The sequence below is a fragment of the Methanosaeta sp. UBA458 genome (genome assembly GCF_002496085.1).
Taxonomy (GTDB): Archaea; Halobacteriota; Methanosarcinia; order Methanotrichales; family Methanotrichaceae; genus Methanothrix; species Methanothrix soehngenii.
Window position 1 is genome coordinate 1 of record NZ_DAIK01000095.1, and the last position, 19,517, is coordinate 19,517.

At 51.4% G+C, this 19,517-nt stretch carries 21 protein-coding genes; 14 read left to right on the plus strand and 7 right to left on the minus strand.

The annotated features are described in order from the left end of the window. Positions 1 to 97 precede the first annotated feature (97 nt). The gene (locus tag BP822_RS06470) at positions 98 to 406 is read right to left on the minus strand and encodes a hypothetical protein (RefSeq protein WP_276987111.1); all 309 of its coding nucleotides are present in this window, start codon (positions 404 to 406) and stop codon (positions 98 to 100) included. 89 nt (positions 407 to 495) lie between these two features. Here BP822_RS06470 and BP822_RS06475 point away from each other — a divergent pair, with 89 nt between their 5' ends. Beyond that, positions 496 to 1,404 (plus strand): tetratricopeptide repeat protein, encoded by a 909-nt coding sequence (locus BP822_RS06475; RefSeq protein ID WP_286878004.1) that lies wholly within the window; start codon positions 496 to 498, stop codon positions 1,402 to 1,404. Positions 1,405 to 1,589: 185 nt separating this feature from the next. On the opposite strand, the gene BP822_RS06480 is transcribed toward BP822_RS06475, so the two are convergent. Next, positions 1,590 to 2,768, minus strand: coding sequence for a PLP-dependent aminotransferase family protein (locus tag BP822_RS06480; RefSeq protein ID WP_345908231.1), 1,179 nt, complete (start codon positions 2,766 to 2,768; stop codon positions 1,590 to 1,592). A gap of 300 nt (positions 2,769 to 3,068) precedes the next feature. Here BP822_RS06480 and BP822_RS06485 point away from each other — a divergent pair, with 300 nt between their 5' ends. The 5 genes from BP822_RS06485 (at position 3,069) to BP822_RS06505 (ending at position 6,836) form a co-directional block, all read left to right on the plus strand. Then, entirely contained in the window at positions 3,069 to 3,356 is a 288-nt protein-coding gene (locus tag BP822_RS06485; RefSeq protein WP_286878006.1) for a hypothetical protein, read from the plus strand. 68 nt (positions 3,357 to 3,424) lie between these two features. Continuing rightward, complete coding sequence (locus BP822_RS06490) at positions 3,425 to 4,531, plus strand: DUF362 domain-containing protein (protein ID WP_273270769.1); 1,107 nt, start codon at positions 3,425 to 3,427, stop codon at positions 4,529 to 4,531. 4 nt (positions 4,532 to 4,535) lie between these two features. Further along, positions 4,536 to 5,111, plus strand: coding sequence for a flavodoxin family protein (locus tag BP822_RS06495; RefSeq protein ID WP_286857665.1), 576 nt, complete (start codon positions 4,536 to 4,538; stop codon positions 5,109 to 5,111). A 97-nt stretch (positions 5,112 to 5,208) separates the two neighbouring features. Continuing rightward, a complete protein-coding gene (gene serB, locus BP822_RS06500) occupies positions 5,209 to 6,453 on the plus strand; it encodes a phosphoserine phosphatase SerB (RefSeq protein WP_273270766.1) in 1,245 nt (414 codons plus the stop codon). Between the two features lie 167 nt (positions 6,454 to 6,620). Further along, on the plus strand, positions 6,621 to 6,836 hold the full coding sequence (locus BP822_RS06505; RefSeq protein ID WP_048131544.1) for a type II toxin-antitoxin system HicB family antitoxin: 216 nt from the start codon (positions 6,621 to 6,623) through the stop codon (positions 6,834 to 6,836). A 110-nt stretch (positions 6,837 to 6,946) separates the two neighbouring features. Here BP822_RS06505 and BP822_RS06510 read toward each other — a convergent pair whose 3' ends face one another. The 5 genes from BP822_RS06510 to BP822_RS06530 all read right to left on the minus strand — a co-directional run bounded on the left by BP822_RS06510 (position 6,947) and on the right by BP822_RS06530 (position 11,445). Continuing rightward, a complete protein-coding gene (locus BP822_RS06510; protein ID WP_013718005.1) occupies positions 6,947 to 7,126 on the minus strand; it encodes a YHS domain-containing protein in 180 nt (59 codons plus the stop codon). 5 nt (positions 7,127 to 7,131) lie between these two features. Next, positions 7,132 to 9,621 carry a heavy metal translocating P-type ATPase gene (locus tag BP822_RS06515; protein ID WP_013718006.1) on the minus strand — a complete coding sequence of 830 codons (2,490 nt, stop codon included), beginning with the start codon at positions 9,619 to 9,621 and terminating at the stop codon, positions 7,132 to 7,134. Between the two features lie 49 nt (positions 9,622 to 9,670). Continuing rightward, on the minus strand, positions 9,671 to 10,204 hold the full coding sequence (locus tag BP822_RS06520) for a ferredoxin-thioredoxin reductase catalytic domain-containing protein (RefSeq protein ID WP_013718007.1): 534 nt from the start codon (positions 10,202 to 10,204) through the stop codon (positions 9,671 to 9,673). After that, complete coding sequence (locus BP822_RS06525) at positions 10,201 to 10,479, minus strand: glutaredoxin family protein (protein ID WP_048131545.1); 279 nt, start codon at positions 10,477 to 10,479, stop codon at positions 10,201 to 10,203. Before BP822_RS06525 ends, BP822_RS06520 begins: the two co-directional genes overlap by 4 nt. 207 nt (positions 10,480 to 10,686) lie before the next feature. Further along, a complete protein-coding gene (locus BP822_RS06530) occupies positions 10,687 to 11,445 on the minus strand; it encodes a hypothetical protein (protein WP_013718009.1) in 759 nt (252 codons plus the stop codon). A 202-nt stretch (positions 11,446 to 11,647) separates the two neighbouring features. Between BP822_RS06530 and BP822_RS06535 the strand changes: the two genes are divergently transcribed. The 8 genes from BP822_RS06535 to BP822_RS06570 form a co-directional block, all read left to right on the plus strand. Further along, a complete protein-coding gene (locus BP822_RS06535) occupies positions 11,648 to 12,811 on the plus strand; it encodes an Nre family DNA repair protein (protein ID WP_013718010.1) in 1,164 nt (387 codons plus the stop codon). Positions 12,812 to 12,893: 82 nt separating this feature from the next. Further along, complete coding sequence (locus BP822_RS06540; protein WP_157863586.1) at positions 12,894 to 13,769, plus strand: hypothetical protein; 876 nt, start codon at positions 12,894 to 12,896, stop codon at positions 13,767 to 13,769. Between the two features lie 148 nt (positions 13,770 to 13,917). Continuing rightward, positions 13,918 to 15,057 carry an inositol-3-phosphate synthase gene (locus BP822_RS06545; protein WP_013718012.1) on the plus strand — a complete coding sequence of 380 codons (1,140 nt, stop codon included), beginning with the start codon at positions 13,918 to 13,920 and terminating at the stop codon, positions 15,055 to 15,057. Between the two features lie 39 nt (positions 15,058 to 15,096). Next, positions 15,097 to 15,423 carry a cupin domain-containing protein gene (locus BP822_RS06550; RefSeq protein WP_013718013.1) on the plus strand — a complete coding sequence of 109 codons (327 nt, stop codon included), beginning with the start codon at positions 15,097 to 15,099 and terminating at the stop codon, positions 15,421 to 15,423. A 66-nt stretch (positions 15,424 to 15,489) separates the two neighbouring features. Continuing rightward, a complete protein-coding gene (locus tag BP822_RS06555) occupies positions 15,490 to 16,677 on the plus strand; it encodes a radical SAM protein (RefSeq protein ID WP_273278745.1) in 1,188 nt (395 codons plus the stop codon). Next, complete coding sequence (locus BP822_RS06560) at positions 16,674 to 17,306, plus strand: DUF4130 domain-containing protein (RefSeq protein WP_273271700.1); 633 nt, start codon at positions 16,674 to 16,676, stop codon at positions 17,304 to 17,306. The genes BP822_RS06555 and BP822_RS06560 overlap by 4 nt, the downstream gene beginning before the upstream one ends. Before the next feature lie 254 nt (positions 17,307 to 17,560). Continuing rightward, on the plus strand, positions 17,561 to 17,872 hold the full coding sequence (locus BP822_RS06565; protein WP_013718016.1) for a hypothetical protein: 312 nt from the start codon (positions 17,561 to 17,563) through the stop codon (positions 17,870 to 17,872). 68 nt (positions 17,873 to 17,940) lie between these two features. Beyond that, on the plus strand, positions 17,941 to 19,517 hold a 1,577-nt coding region (locus BP822_RS06570; RefSeq protein WP_286878007.1), incomplete at its 3' end, for a M6 family metalloprotease domain-containing protein.

Consider the following 19,517-nt stretch of genomic DNA (forward strand, 5'->3'; position numbering starts at 1 on the left):
GGTTACTCCATGAGATGAACTTGTTGAAGTGGAAGATGCTATTGATGAAATTAGAGGGCATGAAGTTATGCCCTCTTTGCCTAATGTGCACTCTTGATTAATCGCTGTCAAACTTAAGCACCCTGTCGTAGGCTATTTCGGTATAAGATGGCCCTACCGCTGTCTCTTTCTCATTATATGCCCGAAATACGATGTAGGCGGTATCGTTCAGCCCTATGCCGTATGATACGGGACCTGTGGGAACCTCCGTACAGTTTACCTCGCCGCTGCAGTTCCGGGCCATCTTCCATACGTAAAGGTACTTGGCCGCCGGATTTCCTGGGAGGTACTCCTCTGCGGTTCCTTCGAATATCCTAAATGCCTCCTTTGTCTGGCAGAAGATGAACTGACTTAGTGTTAACGGCAAAACTTAAGTAGATCTTCGATTCAATATTAATGAAAAGGGGGTATTATATGATAAGAGCATTTATTGCTCTTGTATGCGCAGCTCTAACTATGCAATGCGCCTCTGCTTTTGCAGAGGATACTGCCAGTTACTGGCTGGACAAAGGCAATGAATCCTGCAAAGAAGCTTTCAATGAATCGGGAAACATGACCTTGAGAAATCTCATTCTCACCGATGCCGTTGAGTCTTACGAAAAGGCCATACAAATCGAGCCGCACTCATCGTTGGCCTGGCTGAAGAAGGCGATCGCCTACTTCGAAATGGGAAATTATATTGAGGCTCTCGATAGCGTAAATAGGTCCATCGAGATTGATCCTGTAAATGCAGACGCTCTCTATATGAAGGCCGGTTTTTATGGAGAGACTGGAAGGACGAGGGATGCACTGCAAGCCTTCAACGAAACCCTGGAAGTAGACCCGGAAAGGATTGATGCCTGGTTCTGGAAGGCAGATTTCCTGGCCAGCATGGGAAGCTATGAAGAGGCGCTGAATGCCTATAACCGGACCATCGAAATTGACCCAGAGTCGATGAATGCCGCAAGATCCTGGGACAGCAAGAGCTATGTTTTGAAAAAGATGGGCCTGGAAGATCAGGCTAAAAGCGCCGCAGCCATGGCGGCAGAAACCTACGATAAGGCCATAGAGCAGAATCCAAACGATGCCAATGCCTGGTTCGGCAAAGGCTGCAATCTAAACGATCAGGGCAGATATGACGAGGCTGCTGTGGCTTTGAACAGATCCGTCGAGCTGGCGCCCGCCTTCATTAATGCCTGGTATTTCAGAGCGGTGGCCCTGAATGCGACGGGCCGGTACGAGGAGGCCGTCAGATCCCTTGACAAATTCCTTGAGGCGAATCCGGAACATTCTTTGGCCTGGAAGCTCAAAGGAGATGCTCTTTCCGCTTTGGGTCGCGATAAAGAGGCACAGGCTGCTTTTGAGATGGCCAGCAAGCAAGGTTAGGGATTGATCCCATTCCTGCCAACATCCTTTTTTCTTCCTCTCTTCCTCTTCTGCCACCTCTCGCAGCTTTGGTCAATGGCGGCCTGCAGTCCCTCTCACAGGGGATCCACGTTATCTTGATTCTGCATTCAATCGTCTGGGATCAAATTGAAAAAAAGCTGCAGGGTGCTTTTTATTTTATGAACCTAGGACATCATCGAATTGATCGCCCGCCCAAGCCTTGCTATTCCCTCCACGATCCTCTCCTCATCCGAGTTGGAGAAGTTCAACCTCATGGTGTTCTCCCCACCACCATTGGCGAAGAACGCCTGCCCCGGCACGAAGGCGACATTCTCCTTTATGGCACGCCCGAACAGCTCAAGCGAGGATATCCCTTCAGGAAGGGTAACCCAGAGGAACATGCCTCCCTCGGGCCGGGTATGCTCGACTGCCGCCGGGAAGCTTTCCTCTATCGCCTCAACCATTGTGTCCCTCTGCCTCCTGTAGGCGGCCCGTATCTTTTCTATATGGCTATTGATATCGTTATCCACGAGATACTGGTGAACCACCCTCTGAGCGAAGCAGCTGGAGTGCAGATCTGCGGCCTGCTTGGCAACGATGAGCTTTTCCATAATCTCCTCACGGGCGCATATCCAGCCCAGCCTGAAACCAGGTGATACCAGCTTTGAGAAGGAGCCGAGCATTATGGCCTGGTCCCCAAGGAAGGCCTTCATGGGTGCAACCTCCTCGCCCATGAACCTCAGATCGCTGTAGGGATTGTCATCGATGAGGGCCACGTTACGGTCTTTTAGCACATCTGCGATCTCCTGACGCTTGCTAGAGGAGTAAGTGATACCGGTAGGGTTTTGGAAGTTGGTAACTGCGTAGACGAGCTTGACCTGATGCTCTGAAAGCGCTCTATCAAGCGCATCTGCGTCCATCCCGTCGTGATGCAAGGGAACCGATAGGAACTGAGGCTCGAACATCCCGAAGGACTGAATCGCTGCCAGGTAGGTCGGCCTCTCCACGATGACCCTGTCACCCTTGTTCAGGAAGACCTTCCCTGCCAGATCCAGGCCCTGCTGGGAGCCTGTTGTGATCAGGATCTCCTCTGGACTGACCTTGAGGCCCTTTTCTGCATATCTCTTGGCGATGTATTCTCTCAAAGGGGGATGGCCCTCGGTGGTGGCATACTGAAGGGCTGCATAGCCGCATTCGCCAAGGACCTTTTGGGCCGCCTCTGCTACCTCGCTCACAGGGAAGAACCTCGGATTGGGAAGACCGCCAGCAAAGGAGATGATGCTGGGGTCCTCAGTTACCTTCAATATCTCTCTGATGAACGACTTATGGACTGATGACATTCTGTCGGCGAATTGGCTATCCATTTTATCCTCTTCCTGTCTCAACCTTGCTTTTTGGTCAAATGTGCTGATTTATAGGATTTAAGCGGATCGGCATAACATGTCTGCGGGAGCTTGCAGGCTTTTAATACTGTTGGCTATTTATCATAAAACGCCGAAAATTGCTGCTTTGGGCAGAAAAGCCATCTGCATTATCCATCACCTGATCGCAAATCGGTGGACGATCGATGATTGGGGCTGTGAATAAAAATCGATGCTGACTTGAAGTATCATACCCTGCAAACAGGTTTAAATTCAAGCTAGACTATATGTCTGTGATTCAAGATGTCCATTGAAGTCGATATTCCCAAAGAATTAGAGTTTAAAATAAAAGCGAATAAAGAGCTTAATGCTCTTGTGAAGAGAAGGATAGAACGTCAGATATCAACTGATATAAAAAATGACGTATTTATCTCCATGATCTGCGATGATCTTCTTAAGGACAGCGAGCTAGAGGAGAAAGATATCGACCAGATTGATCATAAGATAAAGAGAGGAATAGCGGAGAAGCTACGAGTCCTCAGCACGAGAGAGATTCTGTCATTGCTGAGCATCCACGAGCCTGATTTCTAATTCTTTGCCCCACCACCAAATTCTTCTACTGCCAACATAATACCATACTAATCTGGTGGTGGCAGGAATTGAAAAGCACAGTCTTTTTTGCCGGGGTCAGAGCAAGAAGCCCGGAGGACAATCTGCAAAACAAGATCCTGCGGCTCTTTGATGCTGCAGGATTTCCCTATATCATGAAGAAAGGAGACCTGACAGCGATCAAGATTCATTTCGGAGAGCAGGGAAACAGCTCTTATGTAAATCCCGTCCTGGTTCGACCCGTGGCCGATAAGATCAGATCTGCAGGAGGACAGCCTTTTCTCACCGACACCAATACCCTTTACGGAGGCAGCCGCTCCAATGCCGTCCGCCACCTGCAGACCGCAGAGGAGCACGGCTTTGGCCGGACGGTGGCCGGAGCGCCGGTGATCATTGCCGATGGCCTGCAGGGAGACAACTACCGGGAGGTGGCCATCTCCGGAAAGCACTTCCAGCGGGTCAAAATTGCCGGTGAGATCGCCTCCGCCCAGAGCATGATAGTAGTATCCCACTTCAAAGGCCACCTGCCCGCCGGCTTTGGAGGGGCGATCAAGAACCTGGGGATGGGCTGTGCCCCCGCCCTCGGGAAATCGGACCAGCATTCCGCCCGGCCCATATTCAATGCCGAGCTATGTGAAGGCTGCCGGGCCTGTGCAGATGGCTGCCCCAACCAGGCCATCACTGTGAAAAAGAAGATAACCCAGATCGACTACAGCCTGTGCACCGGCTGCGGCAAGTGCCTGCGCCTCTGCCCTGCTCATGCCCTGGACTTCGACTGGATTGTGGAGGTGCCGCCATTCATGGAGAGGATGGTGGAGTATGCCCTGGGGGCAGTGACCGGAAAGGAGGGTAAGGTGGGATTTTTTAATTTCCTTCTCAACATCACCCCTGACTGCGACTGCGTGCCCTGGAGCGACACCCCCATTGTGCCGGATATCGGCATCCTGGCCTCAAAGGATCCTGTAGCCATAGATCAGGCCAGCTATGACCTGGTAAACCGGCAGGCTGGCCTGAAAAATACCCTTTTGGAGAGGAATCTTGAGCCTGGTGAGGATAAGTTCCTGGGGATCTGGGAGAGCACTATGGGAATCATTCAGATGGATTACGGGGAGAGGATAGGTCTGGGCAGGAAGGACTATCAGTTGGAGGAGGTCTGAATCCATGAAGGTAGTAGCATTCAACGGCAGCCCCCGCAAGGATGGAAACACCGCCACCCTACTGGCAGCGGTCCTCCGGGAATTGGAGAGCCAGGGGATTGAGACGGAGCTGGTGCACCTTATAGGCCCCCTGGCTGGCTGCAAAGCCTGCTTCAAATGCAAAGAGAAAAAGAACGGCCGGTGCATTCAGGACAAGGACATGATAAATCAGTGCATCCAGAAGATGGCCGCAGCGGACGGGATCATAATCGGCTCGCCCACCTATTTTGCCGACCTCACTCCCGAGACCAAGGCCCTCATCGATCGGGCCGGTTTTGTGGCCATGGCCAATGGATATATGTTCAAGCGCAAGGTGGGGGCGGCGGTGGTGGCCGTTCGCCGGGCAGGGGCGATCCACGTCTTCGACTCCATCAACCACCTCTTCCTGATCAGCCAGATGATCATCGCCGGGTCAAGCTACTGGAACATAGGCATGGGCTTTGCAGAGAAGGATGTAGAGAGGGACGAAGAGGGGCTGGCGACCATGCGGACCCTGGGGCAGAACATGGGCTGGCTACTAAAAAGGATAGGAAATGATTGATTTTTTCATTTTTTTTTATTCCCTTCAATATTGCAGCTCAAATCCCCTCATTCGCCTACCTCCCCTCCTTTTGCCCGAAAAGGTATTTAGGCTAGAGATGCAGGCATCAGAGGACGAGTGTGAGAGCGATGCAACCACTGAAAAAGGGGGACTGTGCCCTCTGACCGATGATCTCTGGGTCATATCTTTCATGGGCCGGGACAGACCCGGTCTTATTCGCGACATTCTGAATAAGCCTGCTCTTCAGAATGTGAACATCGTGGATATGGATCAGAAGGTGATGCAGGGAATCTGCATCATGACAGTGGTAGCTGATTTTGCCTCTGCGGACATCACCCCTGGCCAGCTGGAGGAATGGTACCAAAAGAATGCCAGGAACCTATCCCTTGACTTCTCCTTCCTCCCCCTGGAGAAGCATCAGGGCCGGCGCCAGACCGCTAAAGAGCTGTATATCGTCACCATTCTCGCCAAAGACAGGCCGGGGATCATTCGCGACGTGGCGGAGGTGGCCGCCAGGAATGGTGTCAACCTGGAGAGGGCCTCGGTCACCGCCCGAGGGGAGCTGATCTCCATCGAGTTTTTGATGGACTTTGCCGACTGCACTGCGGACGACTGCCGATCACAGCTTAAGAAGGAGTGCGAAGGCCTGGGGCTGGATGTGTTTATCCAGGAGCTGGGCAGATCCCGAAAAGAGAAGAGGCTCATCGTCTTCGATATGGACATGACCATTGTGGACTTCGAGATCATCAATCGCTTGGCCAGCTTTGCCGGCGTGGACGAGCAGGTCAAGGCGATCACTGACCGGGCGATGAACGGTGAGATGGACTTCAAGGAATCCCTCTGCCAGAGGGTGCGCCTCTTGAAGGGAATGCCCCTATCCACTCTGCAGGAGATCGCTGCCGACCTGCAGCTTACCCCAGGCTCTGAGGAGCTCATCCACCACTTAAAGCAGGTAGGATACAAGATCGCCCTGATCAGCGGCGGATTCACTTTCTTTACGGATGTGCTCAAGGAACGCCTGGGATTCGATTATGCCTTTGCCAACGACCTGGAGATCAAAGACGGGGTGCTAACCGGGGAGATCAAAGGGGAGATCATCGATGCCGAGGCCAAGGGGCGGATCATCTATGATCTTGCCGAGCGGGAGAAGATCAGCCCGGACAACATCGTTGCAGTGGGGGATGGGGCCAACGACTGCCTGATGATCAAGAATGCCGGCTTAGGGGTGGCCTTCAATGCCAAAGAGGTTCTAAAGAAGGTCTCGGACGGATCGCTATCCAGGGAGAACCTTCTGGGATTACTGAATGTGCTGGGGCTGGCGGAGAAGGAGAGAGAGGTCTAGGCGAATACATCCATACGCACGCTCACTGGCTAAAGCCGTATCTCCCTATGAAAGCGTGGGGCAAAAGAATCCAAGAGACTGAGCTCAAATGACGATAAGGCCCACTCCTTCCTGGCCACCAATAGTGGGCATAATTTTATTTTCTAAGAATGCAACCTACATGACAGATGCAGCCGATAAAGATAATAATAGAAATGCATCCGGACGGTTATGTTGCCTATCCTATCGGCATCAAGGGTATCGTAATTGGAGAGGGCGATACATATGGAGAAGCCCTTGCCGATGTCAAGTCTGCCATTCAATTCCACATCGAGACATTTGGCCGGGAATCCATAGAGATAGACGGAATTAGTGAGACTTTTGTGGCTGAAGTGGTAGTGTGAATCGCATTTCCATGAGAAGAATCAATCCAGATGGAAGAAAGACGCCTCTGACACTGCCGAATCAAAGGAGATCAAAGGCTCTACTCTATTAATAATGCGCTTTGGCCCCTTCACCTGATGCCGCCTCCCCCGCCCTTGACCATCTCTCCACCCAGATGCTTCTCCGGATTCTGGTCAAAGGCCTTCTTGCACCCCGGAGCGCAGAAGTAATACTTCTTGCCCTTGTACTCGCTCACCAGCTTCGCCGTCTTCTCGTCCACCGCCATCTTGCATATGGGATCTATTGCCATCTTCCTCATCCTCCAGTGCCCGTAATCCTGATTGCTTTCTTTTTCGTTGCTGGCGGTATATATCTCTTGAGCAGCAGAGAGAGGGTGACCACAGTCACAGAAGAGAGGGCCATGGCAAGGCCGGCCAGCTCCGGCCGGAAGGTGATGCCATAGAGCGGATAGAGAGCCCCCGCAGCCACCGGAACCAGCAGGGCATTGTAGGCGAAGGCCCAGAAGATGTTCAGCTTGATCCTGGATATGACCTTGCGGCTGAGCTGAATGGCAGCCACAGCATCCAGAAGGTCGTCTTTCATCAAGACGATATCACCGGTCTCAATGGCCACATCTGTGCCGCTGCCTATGGCAATCCCCACATCAGCTTCCGCAAGAGCGGGAGCATCATTGATGCCATCCCCTACAAAGCCCACCCGGCTACCCGCCTCCTTCAGCCTTCTGACCTCATGGGCCTTCTCCTCGGGCAGAACCTCCGAAAGAGTTTTCTGAATGCCGATCTTCTCTGCCACTCTGGCCGCGCTGCGAGGATTGTCGCCGGTGATCATCACCACCTCAAGATTCATCTTTTTCAGCTCTTCGACTGCATAAGCAGATGAATCCTTGAGCCTGTCGGATATGGCCAAAACTCCGGACGCCTTTCCGTCCACAGCCACTAGCATGGCCGTCTTTCCCTCCTCCTCATATCCAATAGCTTTCTGGAGGAGGCCGTCAGGCATAGCGATATCCATCTCATCGAAGAGAATCCTGTTTCCTGCAGCCACGCTCATCCCGGCGATGCGGGCAACGACCCCCTTTCCGGGAAAGGCCTCAAACTGCTCAGCCGGAAGAAGATCAAATCCATCCTCCTTCGCACGTCGCACCACCGCCTCGGCCAGAGGATGCTCGCTGGGCTTTTCCGCTGACGCTGCCAGGCGCAGGAGCTTTCTCTCATCCATCTCCCAGGCGAAAAGGTCGACCACATCCGGCCGGCCAATGGTCAGAGTCCCGGTCTTGTCAAAAGCCACCACATCGAGCTTCTCCGCCGCTTCTAGAGCCTCGCCGCTCTTGACCAGAATCCCCAGCTCCGCTCCTCTTCCAATGCCCACGGTTATGGCAGTGGGCGAGGCCAGCCCCAGGGCACAGGGACAGGCCACCACCAGCACGGATATGAGCGCAGTCAGAGAGAAGAGAAGGGTATTGTGGGCTACGAAATACCAGTAAACAAAAGCCGCAGCAGCGATTGCCAGAATGGTGGGAATGAAGTAGGCCACTATCCGGTCTGCAATCCTCTGCATGGCGGGCCTTGAGCCCTGGGCCTCCTGGACCAGTGCTATGATCCCCGCCAGGACGGTATCCTTCCCCACCCTGGTGGCCTTGAAGGTCAATGAACCATTCTTGTTCATGGTCCCTCCTACCACCTTCTCGCCGGCGGCCTTGAAAGCGGGGACTGGCTCTCCAGTGATCATGGACTCATCCACATAGCTTTCTCCCTCCACCACCAGGCCGTCTGCCGGAACCTTCTCCCCCGGCCGGACCAGGACCAGATCGTCGACCATTACCTCAACTGCTGCCACCTCGATCTGCCGTCCATCTCTTAAGACAGTGGCCTGTCTTGGCTGCAGCCCAACCAGCTTCCGGATGGCCTCGGATGTGCGCCCTTTGGCGTTGGCCTCCAGGTAGCGGCCCAGTGTCAGGAAGGTGGCGAGCATCACCGCTGTCTCATAGAACATGAAATCCGGGGTGAGAACGATCCCAAAGGTCCCCAGGATGCTGGAGGCATAAGCCACGCCAATGCCCATGCCGTACATTACATCCATGTCCAGTGTTCTGTTTCTCAGAGCTCTCGTGGCCGCCTTAAAAATAGGATGGCTGACATAGACGAATACGGGAAGGGATACTACCAGCATGAGCAAGCTCATTAAGTTTGGAACTGCAGTGGAGATACCAGAGGGGATGATCCGGTGGAGAGGAATGTACATCATGGCCATGAGAAGAATGCTGGCTGCGAAGCCGATGATAATTCGCCGCTTCTTATCAGAAAGGTCCTTCTCTCGCAGCTCCCTTTCCTTTTCCGCTGCCTCTTCCGTCTCCTCTCCGGCAACCCCTATGAACTGGTAGCCAGATTCGATGATGGCCTTCTTCATGTCCTCCAGGCCTACCATCCCGGGATTGTAGGTAACACGAGCCTTCTCAGCCGCCAGGTTTACCTGCACATCAACCACGCCATCCAGCTTTCTCAGGGCCGCTTCTATGGCTCCCACGCACATGGCACAGGCCATGCCCCCTATCTTGAGCACAGTCTGCTGATCGATAACATCGTAACCTAGATCTCGAATTGCTTTTTCGATATCAACGAGCTTGATTTTACTGGGATCATACTTTGCCGTCGCCGTCTCTCCTCCCAGATTGACCCGAACCCAGGAGACACCATCCAGGTTCTGGAGGGCTTTCTCAATAGCAGATGTGCAGGCGGCGCACATCATTCCTTCCACCTTCAGCTCAGCTATTCTTTCTTCAGCCATGAAAACCCCCCCTTTGCGGTTTGATTGCTTCAAATAGCCCTGATCCGCTCTAAATGAATCGCTCAAACCTCTCTTTGCCTGCTTTGCAGATGGGACAGACCTCCGGAGGGCCATCTCTGCCGCATAGATAGCCGCAGACAACGCACCTCCAGACGGGAACTGAGAGCTTCTGGCCCAGGATAGCTGCTCTGGATCCCGGTGTCTCTCCCTGTGACTGCAATTTTTGCCTTTCTTCCAAGGGAGGCCTTCTCTCCGGGATTGAGCTCAGCTCCTGCTTGCCCTCGATCACAGCCTTTGAGACGTATAGGGCGCAGTAGCAGGCCCCAGATTCTGTGATATCTGCATCTCGGTAGTTGCAGGGGCAGATTATATCCAGATCCTCGGACCTGTCATCTGCTGCCAGACGACAGGGGCAGGCTTGGTAGCCGTAACGGCGCTCGTTAACAATTAATCCATTGATAAGGCCTTTGACGAAATCGATATCCGGATTGAGGTAATATCCTCCCTGCTTTGCATCCTTTGCCAGACGGGCATGCATCCGGTCGATCTCCTCTTGAGTCGGCTCTTGAATATCATTCTTCATAAGCCCAGAGCCTCCTTGATCTCTTTCTCCTTGAAGCCGATGATCGCCTTATCGTTGACCACCAGGGTAGGAAAAGAGGTGCTGGGATTAAATCGCTTGACACTTGCGATAGCCTTTGCCCTCTCCTCCCCTTTTAAAAGATCCACGTAAATATAGTCGAAGGCGACTCCAACTGAGGATAGGAATTCCTTGGTCTTTTTGCACCAGATGCAGGTGCTCAGTGCATAAAGCATGATCTTGCCCTTATCCTTGCCTGTCACATGTTCGAGACTCATAAAATCACTAACCATCAGTTAATATGTCTTTGCAGATAAATAAGTAATCATGAATAAGTAATCGTGAGCATGATAGCATTATCCGAATAGGATCCGGATGAGACCATCAGATTAAGATTATGCGAGCAGGATTGGTCGAGATCGAATAAGCATCCTAATACCCCAAAAAATTTGGCCCAACCAGATTCACAATCTCTTGCTACTGGTTTATTCGTAGGGATTGTATGGCTGGCCCTGGGAGGAAGACGGATAGCTATATGTGTATATCATCGGCCCATCATCATATGAGTAGTAATACGGGTAGGGATATGGATAAGGATAGGGCATCGGGCTGGGGCCAGGACTCGGATCAACCCAGTGGCTGGGACCGTTGACATATATATAAGCGTAGTTGCTCCAGCCATTGCAGTAATACTGGAGGATGTGCCATCCAGGAACATCAGCGTAGAACCATCTCTTATACCAGCCTGGATAGTAGACATTTCCTGCATAATTTGTAACCAGCGATCCAGAGGGATACCACTCATAAAACCAGATGTTTCCCTTTCCCGAAATCTGCATCCATAAGGGCAGGTTGGCATAAAGATTGCAGCCCGCGACGGTCTGGGACGCATACGAGATATAAAGGCTATTCTGAGACATTCCTCCAGGTGGATAGGTCGCCTGAGGATAGGTCGCTTTGGTGGAGATCGGACTGGAAGAGGTCGATTTCAAGCTCTCCGGAGCGGAGGAATAGGCTGCCTCTTCGGTTGACCTTATTATGGTCTGGCCGCTCTCCTGCACAGAGGGAGACTGTCCTGAGGTCGTGATCGTTTTCGGTATCTCCAGCCCCATGGATTCAGGACTGGTGGGCGTGGACGGAGTAGGTGCGCCCCCAGTTGTGGTGGTGGAGTAAGGTGTCAATTGCCCCAGCGATGCGGTGCAAAGGAGCATGAGCATTGCCATTGCCAATAGAGTCCATTTCATCTAGGATCATCTCTGCAATTCATTGACCCTATGAATGTAAATAGATAACTGTCCAGATAAAATATATTTCTCCAAGAACTCGTATTTGTCCGCATATCTTCAATATGTTTGAGATGATAATATAAAATTTTTTAATCAATGAAAAACACATTCGCCCTGCATCCATCACATTTTTATTCACATCACAGTAAACCGGATCTTTGTGATCAAGGGCAAGGAAGCCTATCTAAAGAAGCTGACTGCCAGCATGTATATCCCTTCCCAGGAGGTAGGAAAGGAGCTGGATGGCAGCACCCCACCTTCTGTCTTCATCGGCAGCTGGAATTATCCTAAAGTACTCGCCGGACCTATGATTTCTCCCCTGCATGGAGATACCATGGTCATGGACCACCCTGAATCATGGATACCGGAGAATAAAACCCAGGAGGAGATCATAAGGTACCGGCTGAACCTGATAAGAGGCAAGAGATCTGTCAAGGTAACTGATATTGAGAATCGCTTTATAGAAAAGCTTCGCGACATCTCCTTATCCAGTTCGTCCATTGAGAGCGAGGCCCAGTTCATTCAGGCCCCCAAAGGCATGTCCTTTGACGACGTGCATACGCCCTTTGGTCCCAGCGCTCCTCTGGAGAGGTTTGAAATCGGCAACTCTAGGTGGGATCGAGATCTAGAGAAGGTTTACTTCGATGGGGATCTGAAGGCGGCGGATGCGGTGGAAGATCTTCACCAGCGTGGCCTTCCCTTCTCCAGCATCCAGAAGGCCTTCTCAGTGGGTGCAATGGGCATGAAAAAGAAAAGGAGGCTGGTTCCCACCCGCTGGTCTATCACCGCCTGTGATAGCGCCCTTGGCGATCGTCTTCTTCAAAAGGTGAGGGATTATGATATAATCGACTGCTGCCAGATAAGGGAGTTTGCCAGCCTCAACAACTACTATGCCGTTCTTCTCCTCCCCACTGCCTGGCAGTATGAGTGGATGGAGGCATTCCTGCGCATCATGGGAAACGAGGAGCTGATATTCTCCGATTTTGAGACAAATGGCGGCAAGAAGGGATACTCCCGGGTGGGAGGATGCTATTATTCCTGCAAGATGGCGGTCCTGGAGGGGCTGGAGAGGGAGAGAAGGCAGGCAGGGGCGATAATCCTCAGAGAAGCCTATGCCGGTTATGTGCCCCTAGGGGTCTTCAATGTTCGGGAGAATGTGAGAAATGCAATGCATCAGAAGCCACTGGAGTTCGAGGATATGAGGGCTGCTCTTGGATACATATCCACAAGGCTTGAGCTTCCGGTAAAGAGTTTTATCCGTCAGAGCGATCTTCTCCGGGGGGAGCTAAAGAGCCGCCAGACCACATTGAGCTCCTTTTCATGATATTCTCATTTTTTATGATATTCTAATGATACCATCCTGTTTATCGGAAACCTACTTTAAGTCGGTGATTGAATTACCTTCTATGCCATTCGAAGCTACCAGGATTATGAGCGGTGATATGCCTCCAGAGCTCAGGGAGAGAGTGGACAGAATTGCAGAGGAGTTTATGGCCATCGTCGATCGCCTGGTCGATGAACGCCATCTCCAGAAGGGAATAGCAAGAATTCAGCTGCCATGCAGCATGGTTTTCATCCTTGAAGCTCAGTGGCTTTACATCCTGGGTCAGTTCAGAATGGAGAACAGGATTACAGGCTACTACAATAGACCAGATAAATCATTGACCCTCCAGAAGGTAGCCAGCAATGCTAAGTGGGAGTTTGGTTTTGATGATGCTTTTGTGATCCAGCTTCCAGCTGATCTGCTGGAGAAGAGCACAGAAGAAAGGAAAAGCTCATTGCAGGAGATCGCCTCAAAGCACCTTGATGCAGAGTTTCTGAGGCTGGCCCAGCTTTTAAACTTGATACGCACCCGTCCCATATTTGGGCAGGCCACCCAACCGGTGCAGCCAGGAAGCCTTCTATTGTTGCTAGCTGGGGATGAAGCGGCAAGAATGAATGCAGATTCGATCCTCAGGGCGATCGGTGCCAGCGGGCTGGCAGGCGATGAGGCTGAGGACATCAGAAGCGGAAAGTCTGCCGTCCGGGATTTATGGCGCTCTATCAATCAAGCGGCGTTGATTATTGCCGACCTGACGGGAGCAGATCCCCAGGTCATGTACGCCTTAGGCATCGCTCATACTCTGGGCAAGGATACCATCCTCATCCACCCGCAAGGCTCAAAATATCTGATTGATATTCCTAAAACACAAAGCATTGAGTATGAGGATAGCATTCAGGGCAGGGAAAAGCTGGAGGAGCAGATAAGCGAAACTCTGCGTTCCATGACGGCATCCCTATAGGATTGATAAGACTTGAGCGATCAATAGGATTCCGGGACAGGCCATATTCACCGAAGCCTATAACGTTATATATGTCTTGCCTTTATACGAAGCTCCGAATCCTAACTCAGGTCTCCAGGCTTCACATGACCCAGGAGGGGAAAAGAGTTTGAAGAAGATAAGGTTGGCAATCGCGGGCATAGGAAACTGCGCAAGCTCCCTAGTTCAGGGAATTGAATATTATAAACATGTTGGTAAAGAAAGTTGTATTGGGCTGATGCATTATGATATCAACGGCTATAGAGCTGGTGACATTGATGTTGTCGCTGCCTTTGACATAGATGCTCGAAAGGTAGGGAAGGATGTGAGCCAGGCTATATTTGCCAAGCCCAACTGCACCAATATCTTCTACTCTGATATTCCCCAAAAAAATGTTGAGGTCAAGATGGGACCTGTTTTTGACGGCGTTGCACCTCACATGGAAAACTATCCTGAAGAGAGGAGGTTCGTTGTGGCTGATGCCAAGCCGGTGGATGTAACCCGGGAGCTCGTCGACAGCGGTGCCGACGTCCTGGTAAACTACATGCCCGTAGGGTCGGAGAATGCCACTCGCTTCTATGCTCAGGCGGCTTTAGATGCCGGGGTGGGATTTGTAAACTGCATGCCCGTATTCATCGCATCTAATCCCGAATGGGCAAAGAAGTTTCAGGTGGCAGGGATTCCAATAGTGGGAGATGACATAAAATCTCAGATCGGCGCAACCATTGTGCACCGTGCTCTCACTCAGCTCTTCAAGGACCGGGCCTGCATCATGGACAGGACTTACCAGCTTAACATCGGCGGCAACACCGACTTTTTAAATATGCTCAATCGCGAGAGGCTCAAGTCCAAGAAGATATCCAAGACGGAAGCGGTCCAGTCCATCCTGGACACGCCACTGTGCGATGATGATATTCATATCGGACCCTCGGACTATGTGCCATGGCAGAAGGACAACAAGGTCTGCTTCCTGAGAATGGAGGGCAGGATATTCGGAGATACGCCAATAAATCTAGAGCTGCGTCTCTCAGTCGAGGACTCTCCCAATAGCGGAGGAAGCTCCATCGATGCCATAAGGATATGCAAGCTGGCAAAGGATAGAAAGATCGGAGGGCCGCTACTGGGCATATCCGCCTACACCATGAAGCACCCCCCAGTGCAATTTCCTGATGAGCTGGCCAAAGAGATGGTGGAGCAGTTCATCCGGGGTGAGGTCTCTGAGCAGGAGATTGCCAGGCCAAAGCAGCGCCAGGCGGCAACTGCTCGATGACCGGGACTTTTTGCTTTAGTCTATTCTGAGGTGAATAAAATGTTCTATCGGTTGAATGAGGCTCCTGGGGTGCAGATGCTGCCAGGCCTCATAAGGCGCACCCTTGTCAGCGGAAAGGCTTTGATGATCTGCCGGTTCGATCTGGAAAGTGGGGTCCAGATCCCTGAGCATTCTCATCCTCACGACCAGGCGGGCTATGTGGTCTCGGGCAGAATTCAGATTACAATAGACGGAAATAGCCTCGAGCTGGGGCCAGGGGACAGCTACTGTGCTCCACCAGGAGTATTGCACAGCGCCAGAGCTCTGGAGGCGACAGTGGTTGTGGATACTTTCAGCCCGCCCAGAGAGGACTATCTCTCCTTATAGCCTCTTTCACTCACTTTCGCCTCGCAAGCACATCGGTTATAATCGATGAGGCCCAATTATATTTGAATGGTCACCCTGGAGAAGATAGCTCACCTGGCTGAAGATTGCGCTTTTGACTCCCTCGGGCCAGGCGTGAATATCAACCCGAAGAAACTCTCAACCCTGGGAGAGGGAACTCGGCATGACGTGTGCGCATCCACCTATTCTCCTCGCGAATCGCCCCTGCCCGGAATCTGTCATGCCTTCACCCAGGATGGCAGGTGTGTGAGCCTCTTCAAGACCCTCTACACCAACCACTGCAGCCATCAGTGCAACTACTGCATCAATGCCACCAATTGCAGCCGAAAGGTGCAAACCTTCTCCTATACACCAGATGAGCTGGCCAGGATCACCCTCTCCTTATATCGCTCCAACTATATCGAAGGACTCTTTCTCAGTTCGGGCGCTGGCAGGGATGAGGATCTGATCATGGAGAGGATGCTGGAGACTCTGCAGAAGTTGCGCAAGCAATACGACTTTCCGGGATACATCCATCTCAAGATTCTGCCCGGCTCATCCAAGAACCATATTCAGCAGGCTATGGAGCTGGCAGACCGGGTGAGCATAAACCTGGAAGCTGCCAGTGCCTCGCAGCTGAATGAGATCTGTGCCACCAAGAGCTATGAGAATGATATTCTGCAAAGGCAGAGATACATTCGCGACCTCGGGACGGATGAGAATCTGCCCGCAGGCCAGACCACCCAGCTGGTGGTGGGGGCTGCGGGAGAGAGCGATCAGGACATCTTTAAAAGAATTCTATATGAGTATAAAGATATTGGAGTAAAGCGAGCTTACTATAGCGCTTTTTCTCCCCAAAATGGAACAGCATTTGAGTCTCGAGAAGGCCAGCCCCTCTGGCGGGAGCACCGCCTCTATCAGATGGACTGGCTCTACCGGATCTACCGTTTCTCTCCGGCCGACATTCACATGGCATTTGATGAGAACGGCTTTCTATCCAACTCCGATCCCAAGCTGGCCATAGCCAGGGAGCTTTTGGATTCGCCGGTGGATCCCAACCTGGCCGCCTACCGGGAGCTTATCCGGGTGCCAGGCATCGGGCCACGGAGCGCGAAGAGAATAGTCGGCCTGAGAATGAGGAAGAATATCGTCTCGAAAAGGGAGCTTGAGGCTCTGGGGGTCGTGATCAAGAGAGCAGCTCCCTTCTTGAAGATCAACGGCTGGAGGGATACCACCCTGGAGAAGTGGTCAGGATGAGGGTGCCGGATGACTATTGCCGCTACCTGGTCATGCATGCTAAATCGAGCGAAAGGCTGCTTGCCAGGACGGAGGGCTTAACCGCTCTGGATCTGGAGGTCTCGACCAGTCCTGAGGCTATGAGCCTGAGAAGGATGGTCTATGCTGTGATGAGTGAGGTGCACAGGATGAAAGCATTTGTCAGGCTCAGGCCATTGGGGGACCGGGTCCTCTGGGGCTATATGAAACCCAGGCACAGGATCGGGGAGCACACGAGCGAGCACTTCGCCCGCCGGAATCCTGGCACGATAATAGTCCTGGGAAATGGCGCCGAGAGCTGGACGGCATTCTTCCGGCAGGACAGGATGATGCGAATTCACGGGGCGGGATTGAATGAGACTCTGGATAGATTGAAATCTGCCCTGAAGATATCGGAAGAAGAGAAAGGGGCGGATGCTGAGGGTGCCAGGGCAAATGCTCAGGATATAGATGATATCTGGCAGACCTATTATGACAGCCAGTACTGCCCGGAAAGAAAGAACCTGCAAGCATTTCGCCAGAGAATGCCAGCGCGGGATCAGGAGGCTGCCGGGCTGCAGTTGATGCAGAAGAAAAGGGAGATGACCCTGGAGGATTTCAGGCAGCAATAGTCGGTTCTCTAAATTGGAGAGGTTTGCTCTTCTCCATTAACTTGGGCTAATCGTTTGTTTAATGGACGAAAGTTTAATAGGTGCGAATGGCATAGTACTTATATCTTTAACTGGCAGAATATTCTGCTATTAAAAATCTAGAATCCAGAGGGCTTACTACGAGAGACGAAAGCAAGAAATATCGTCAATATTTTCGCAGGAGAATGGGATAATCTCCTCAATCTGAATGAGCCTAATGATGCGAGGCGATTTAGATGTCTGCATTAATCGGAGATATAAAAAAAATACCACAGGAAAAGGGACCAGAAGTTGAACTGGCCGTCTTTGGGGATGAGTATTATGCTCGCTATGAAAACAAAGGTGGTTATGCAGCGATCTACGATGAGCAGATGGGTCTGTTCACCTATGCCGAGGTTATCGATGGCAAATATATCTCCACAGGAGTTGCCATTACAAAAGAGCCTCCTGGAAATCTCAAGCCTCATCTGAGAGAGTCAGATGAGGTTATGAGGGAGAAAGCGCAAAGACGGTTTGAGAAAAGAGAACCACCGAGCTTGAGCGGATAGCTCTTGAAGCTGAAAATATGAGCGAAATTTTCTTTTTTTTAATCGATCAAATATGGAGATGAGAGCACATGAGTGCAATTAAAGGAAGGGTCGTCGAGGTTCCTCAAGAGAATGGGCCTGCTGTAAAGCTTTGGATGTCAGGAGATGAATTCTATGTCAGATACGAGAATCTTGAAGGTTATACGGTGATCTATGATGGCAAGCTGGGCCTGTTTACCTACAGCGTTCTCGTCAATGGAGAACTGGTATCAAGTGGAGTGCCTATTTCAAATCCCGCCCCAGAAGGATTAAAAAAGCACGAGAGAGAGGATCCATCCGTTCGTCAGAGAAAATTCGAGCTCAAATACGCCAGAATGCTGCCACCAATTACCCGAACCATGGACGAGCGGCCACGAACTATAGGCGAGCAGCATGGACTGCTGAGAGGCAGGCTCCTTCATGAAGGAAAGATAAAGGGTCTCACAATCCTGGTAGAGTTCCCCGATGAAAAGATCAATGTCTCTGCAGCCAATATATCAGAAATGCTCAATAAGACAGGATACAATGAGGGTGGAAACTTCTGCTCTGTCCGGGATTATTACCTTAAGATGTCCAATGGAAAGCTCGATTATACAAACGAAGTGATAGGGCCGATAACACTGAAAAAAAACAAAATGTATTATCACTTCAACCTCTTTGTTGAGGAGGCCATGGATGCAGTCGTGGGCATGGGTATAGACCTATCCCGATTCGACTCCAAGGGAGTCGGCTTAATCGATGCTTTGAGCTTCCTTTATGCAGGAAACGCCGTTTACGATGGCGAGCTTCATCCTCATAACTCGTACATCGATCTGAAATTTGGTGATATCAAGACCTACTTGTACATGCTCTCCAATCTGGGAACGAGCAAAGACGATCTGTCAATAGGCACCATCTGCCATGAGACAGGACACCTGCTATGTCGCTTCCCGGATCTCTATGATTACGGGAGAAGGGATGAAGATCTTGTTGAGAGCGCAGGACTTGGTTTATATTGCCTGATGAGCGTTGGAGATCATCTGGACGATTGGAAGACGCCATCTCCTGTTTGTGCCTATTTTAGAAACCTGGCAGGATGGTGTGACAATGTGGTGGATCTCAATAAGCCAGGGAAGTATGAAGCCAAGCATGGCGATTATCGAACTGTGATGAAATACGCGACTGACAGGGCAAATGAGTACTTCCTGGTGGAAAACCGCTCTCAAATGGGTCTGGACAGGGCTCTTCCCTCCAGTGGATTGGCTGTCTATCACTGCGACATTCTTGGGTCCAATGAGTGGCAGGAGGGTTCGCCATCCAAGCATTTTCAATGTGCTCTGCTTCAGAGAGATGGCAGTCTGCATCTTGAAAGGGGACTCAACTATGGTGATGGAACGGATCTATACAAGAAGGTCAATGGCGTTGCCTTATCGTATGATACCAATCCATCTTCAAAGATATGGGATCGCTCCGATTCAGGTTTTATAATTTCAGACATCAGTGAACCAGGAGAGGTAATATCCTTTGTTGTGGGGCCGGTGATCTCTTCCGACACAGTTAAAGGGGAGGCAAATGTATCTATTGCCATACCTGACAATGATGTTCATGGAGTGAGCAGCTCATTGAATATCTCTGAAGAAGGAAGGGC

Excerpts from the sequence above, each read along its gene's own strand:
- serB (WP_273270766.1), top strand. The coding sequence starts at position 5,209 with ATGCAGGCATCAGAGGACGAGTGTGAGAGCGATGCAACCACTGAAAAA.
- BP822_RS06560 (WP_273271700.1), top strand. The coding sequence starts at position 16,674 with ATGAGGGTGCCGGATGACTATTGCCGCTACCTGGTCATGCATGCTAAA.
- BP822_RS06505 (WP_048131544.1), top strand. The coding sequence starts at position 6,621 with ATGCAGCCGATAAAGATAATAATAGAAATGCATCCGGACGGTTATGTT.
- BP822_RS06555 (WP_273278745.1), top strand. The coding sequence starts at position 15,490 with ATGGTCACCCTGGAGAAGATAGCTCACCTGGCTGAAGATTGCGCTTTT.
- BP822_RS06495 (WP_286857665.1), top strand. The coding sequence starts at position 4,536 with ATGAAGGTAGTAGCATTCAACGGCAGCCCCCGCAAGGATGGAAACACC.
- BP822_RS06530 (WP_013718009.1), bottom strand. The coding sequence starts at position 11,445 with ATGAAATGGACTCTATTGGCAATGGCAATGCTCATGCTCCTTTGCACC.
- BP822_RS06540 (WP_157863586.1), top strand. The coding sequence starts at position 12,894 with ATGCCATTCGAAGCTACCAGGATTATGAGCGGTGATATGCCTCCAGAG.
- BP822_RS06480 (WP_345908231.1), bottom strand. The coding sequence starts at position 2,768 with ATGGATAGCCAATTCGCCGACAGAATGTCATCAGTCCATAAGTCGTTC.
- BP822_RS06475 (WP_286878004.1), top strand. The coding sequence starts at position 496 with ATGCAATGCGCCTCTGCTTTTGCAGAGGATACTGCCAGTTACTGGCTG.
- BP822_RS06515 (WP_013718006.1), bottom strand. The coding sequence starts at position 9,621 with ATGGCTGAAGAAAGAATAGCTGAGCTGAAGGTGGAAGGAATGATGTGC.
- BP822_RS06525 (WP_048131545.1), bottom strand. The coding sequence starts at position 10,479 with ATGAGTCTCGAACATGTGACAGGCAAGGATAAGGGCAAGATCATGCTT.
- BP822_RS06550 (WP_013718013.1), top strand. The coding sequence starts at position 15,097 with ATGTTCTATCGGTTGAATGAGGCTCCTGGGGTGCAGATGCTGCCAGGC.
- BP822_RS06485 (WP_286878006.1), top strand. The coding sequence starts at position 3,069 with ATGTCCATTGAAGTCGATATTCCCAAAGAATTAGAGTTTAAAATAAAA.
- BP822_RS06520 (WP_013718007.1), bottom strand. The coding sequence starts at position 10,204 with ATGAAGAATGATATTCAAGAGCCGACTCAAGAGGAGATCGACCGGATG.
- BP822_RS06565 (WP_013718016.1), top strand. The coding sequence starts at position 17,561 with ATGTCTGCATTAATCGGAGATATAAAAAAAATACCACAGGAAAAGGGA.
- BP822_RS06510 (WP_013718005.1), bottom strand. The coding sequence starts at position 7,126 with ATGGCAATAGATCCCATATGCAAGATGGCGGTGGACGAGAAGACGGCG.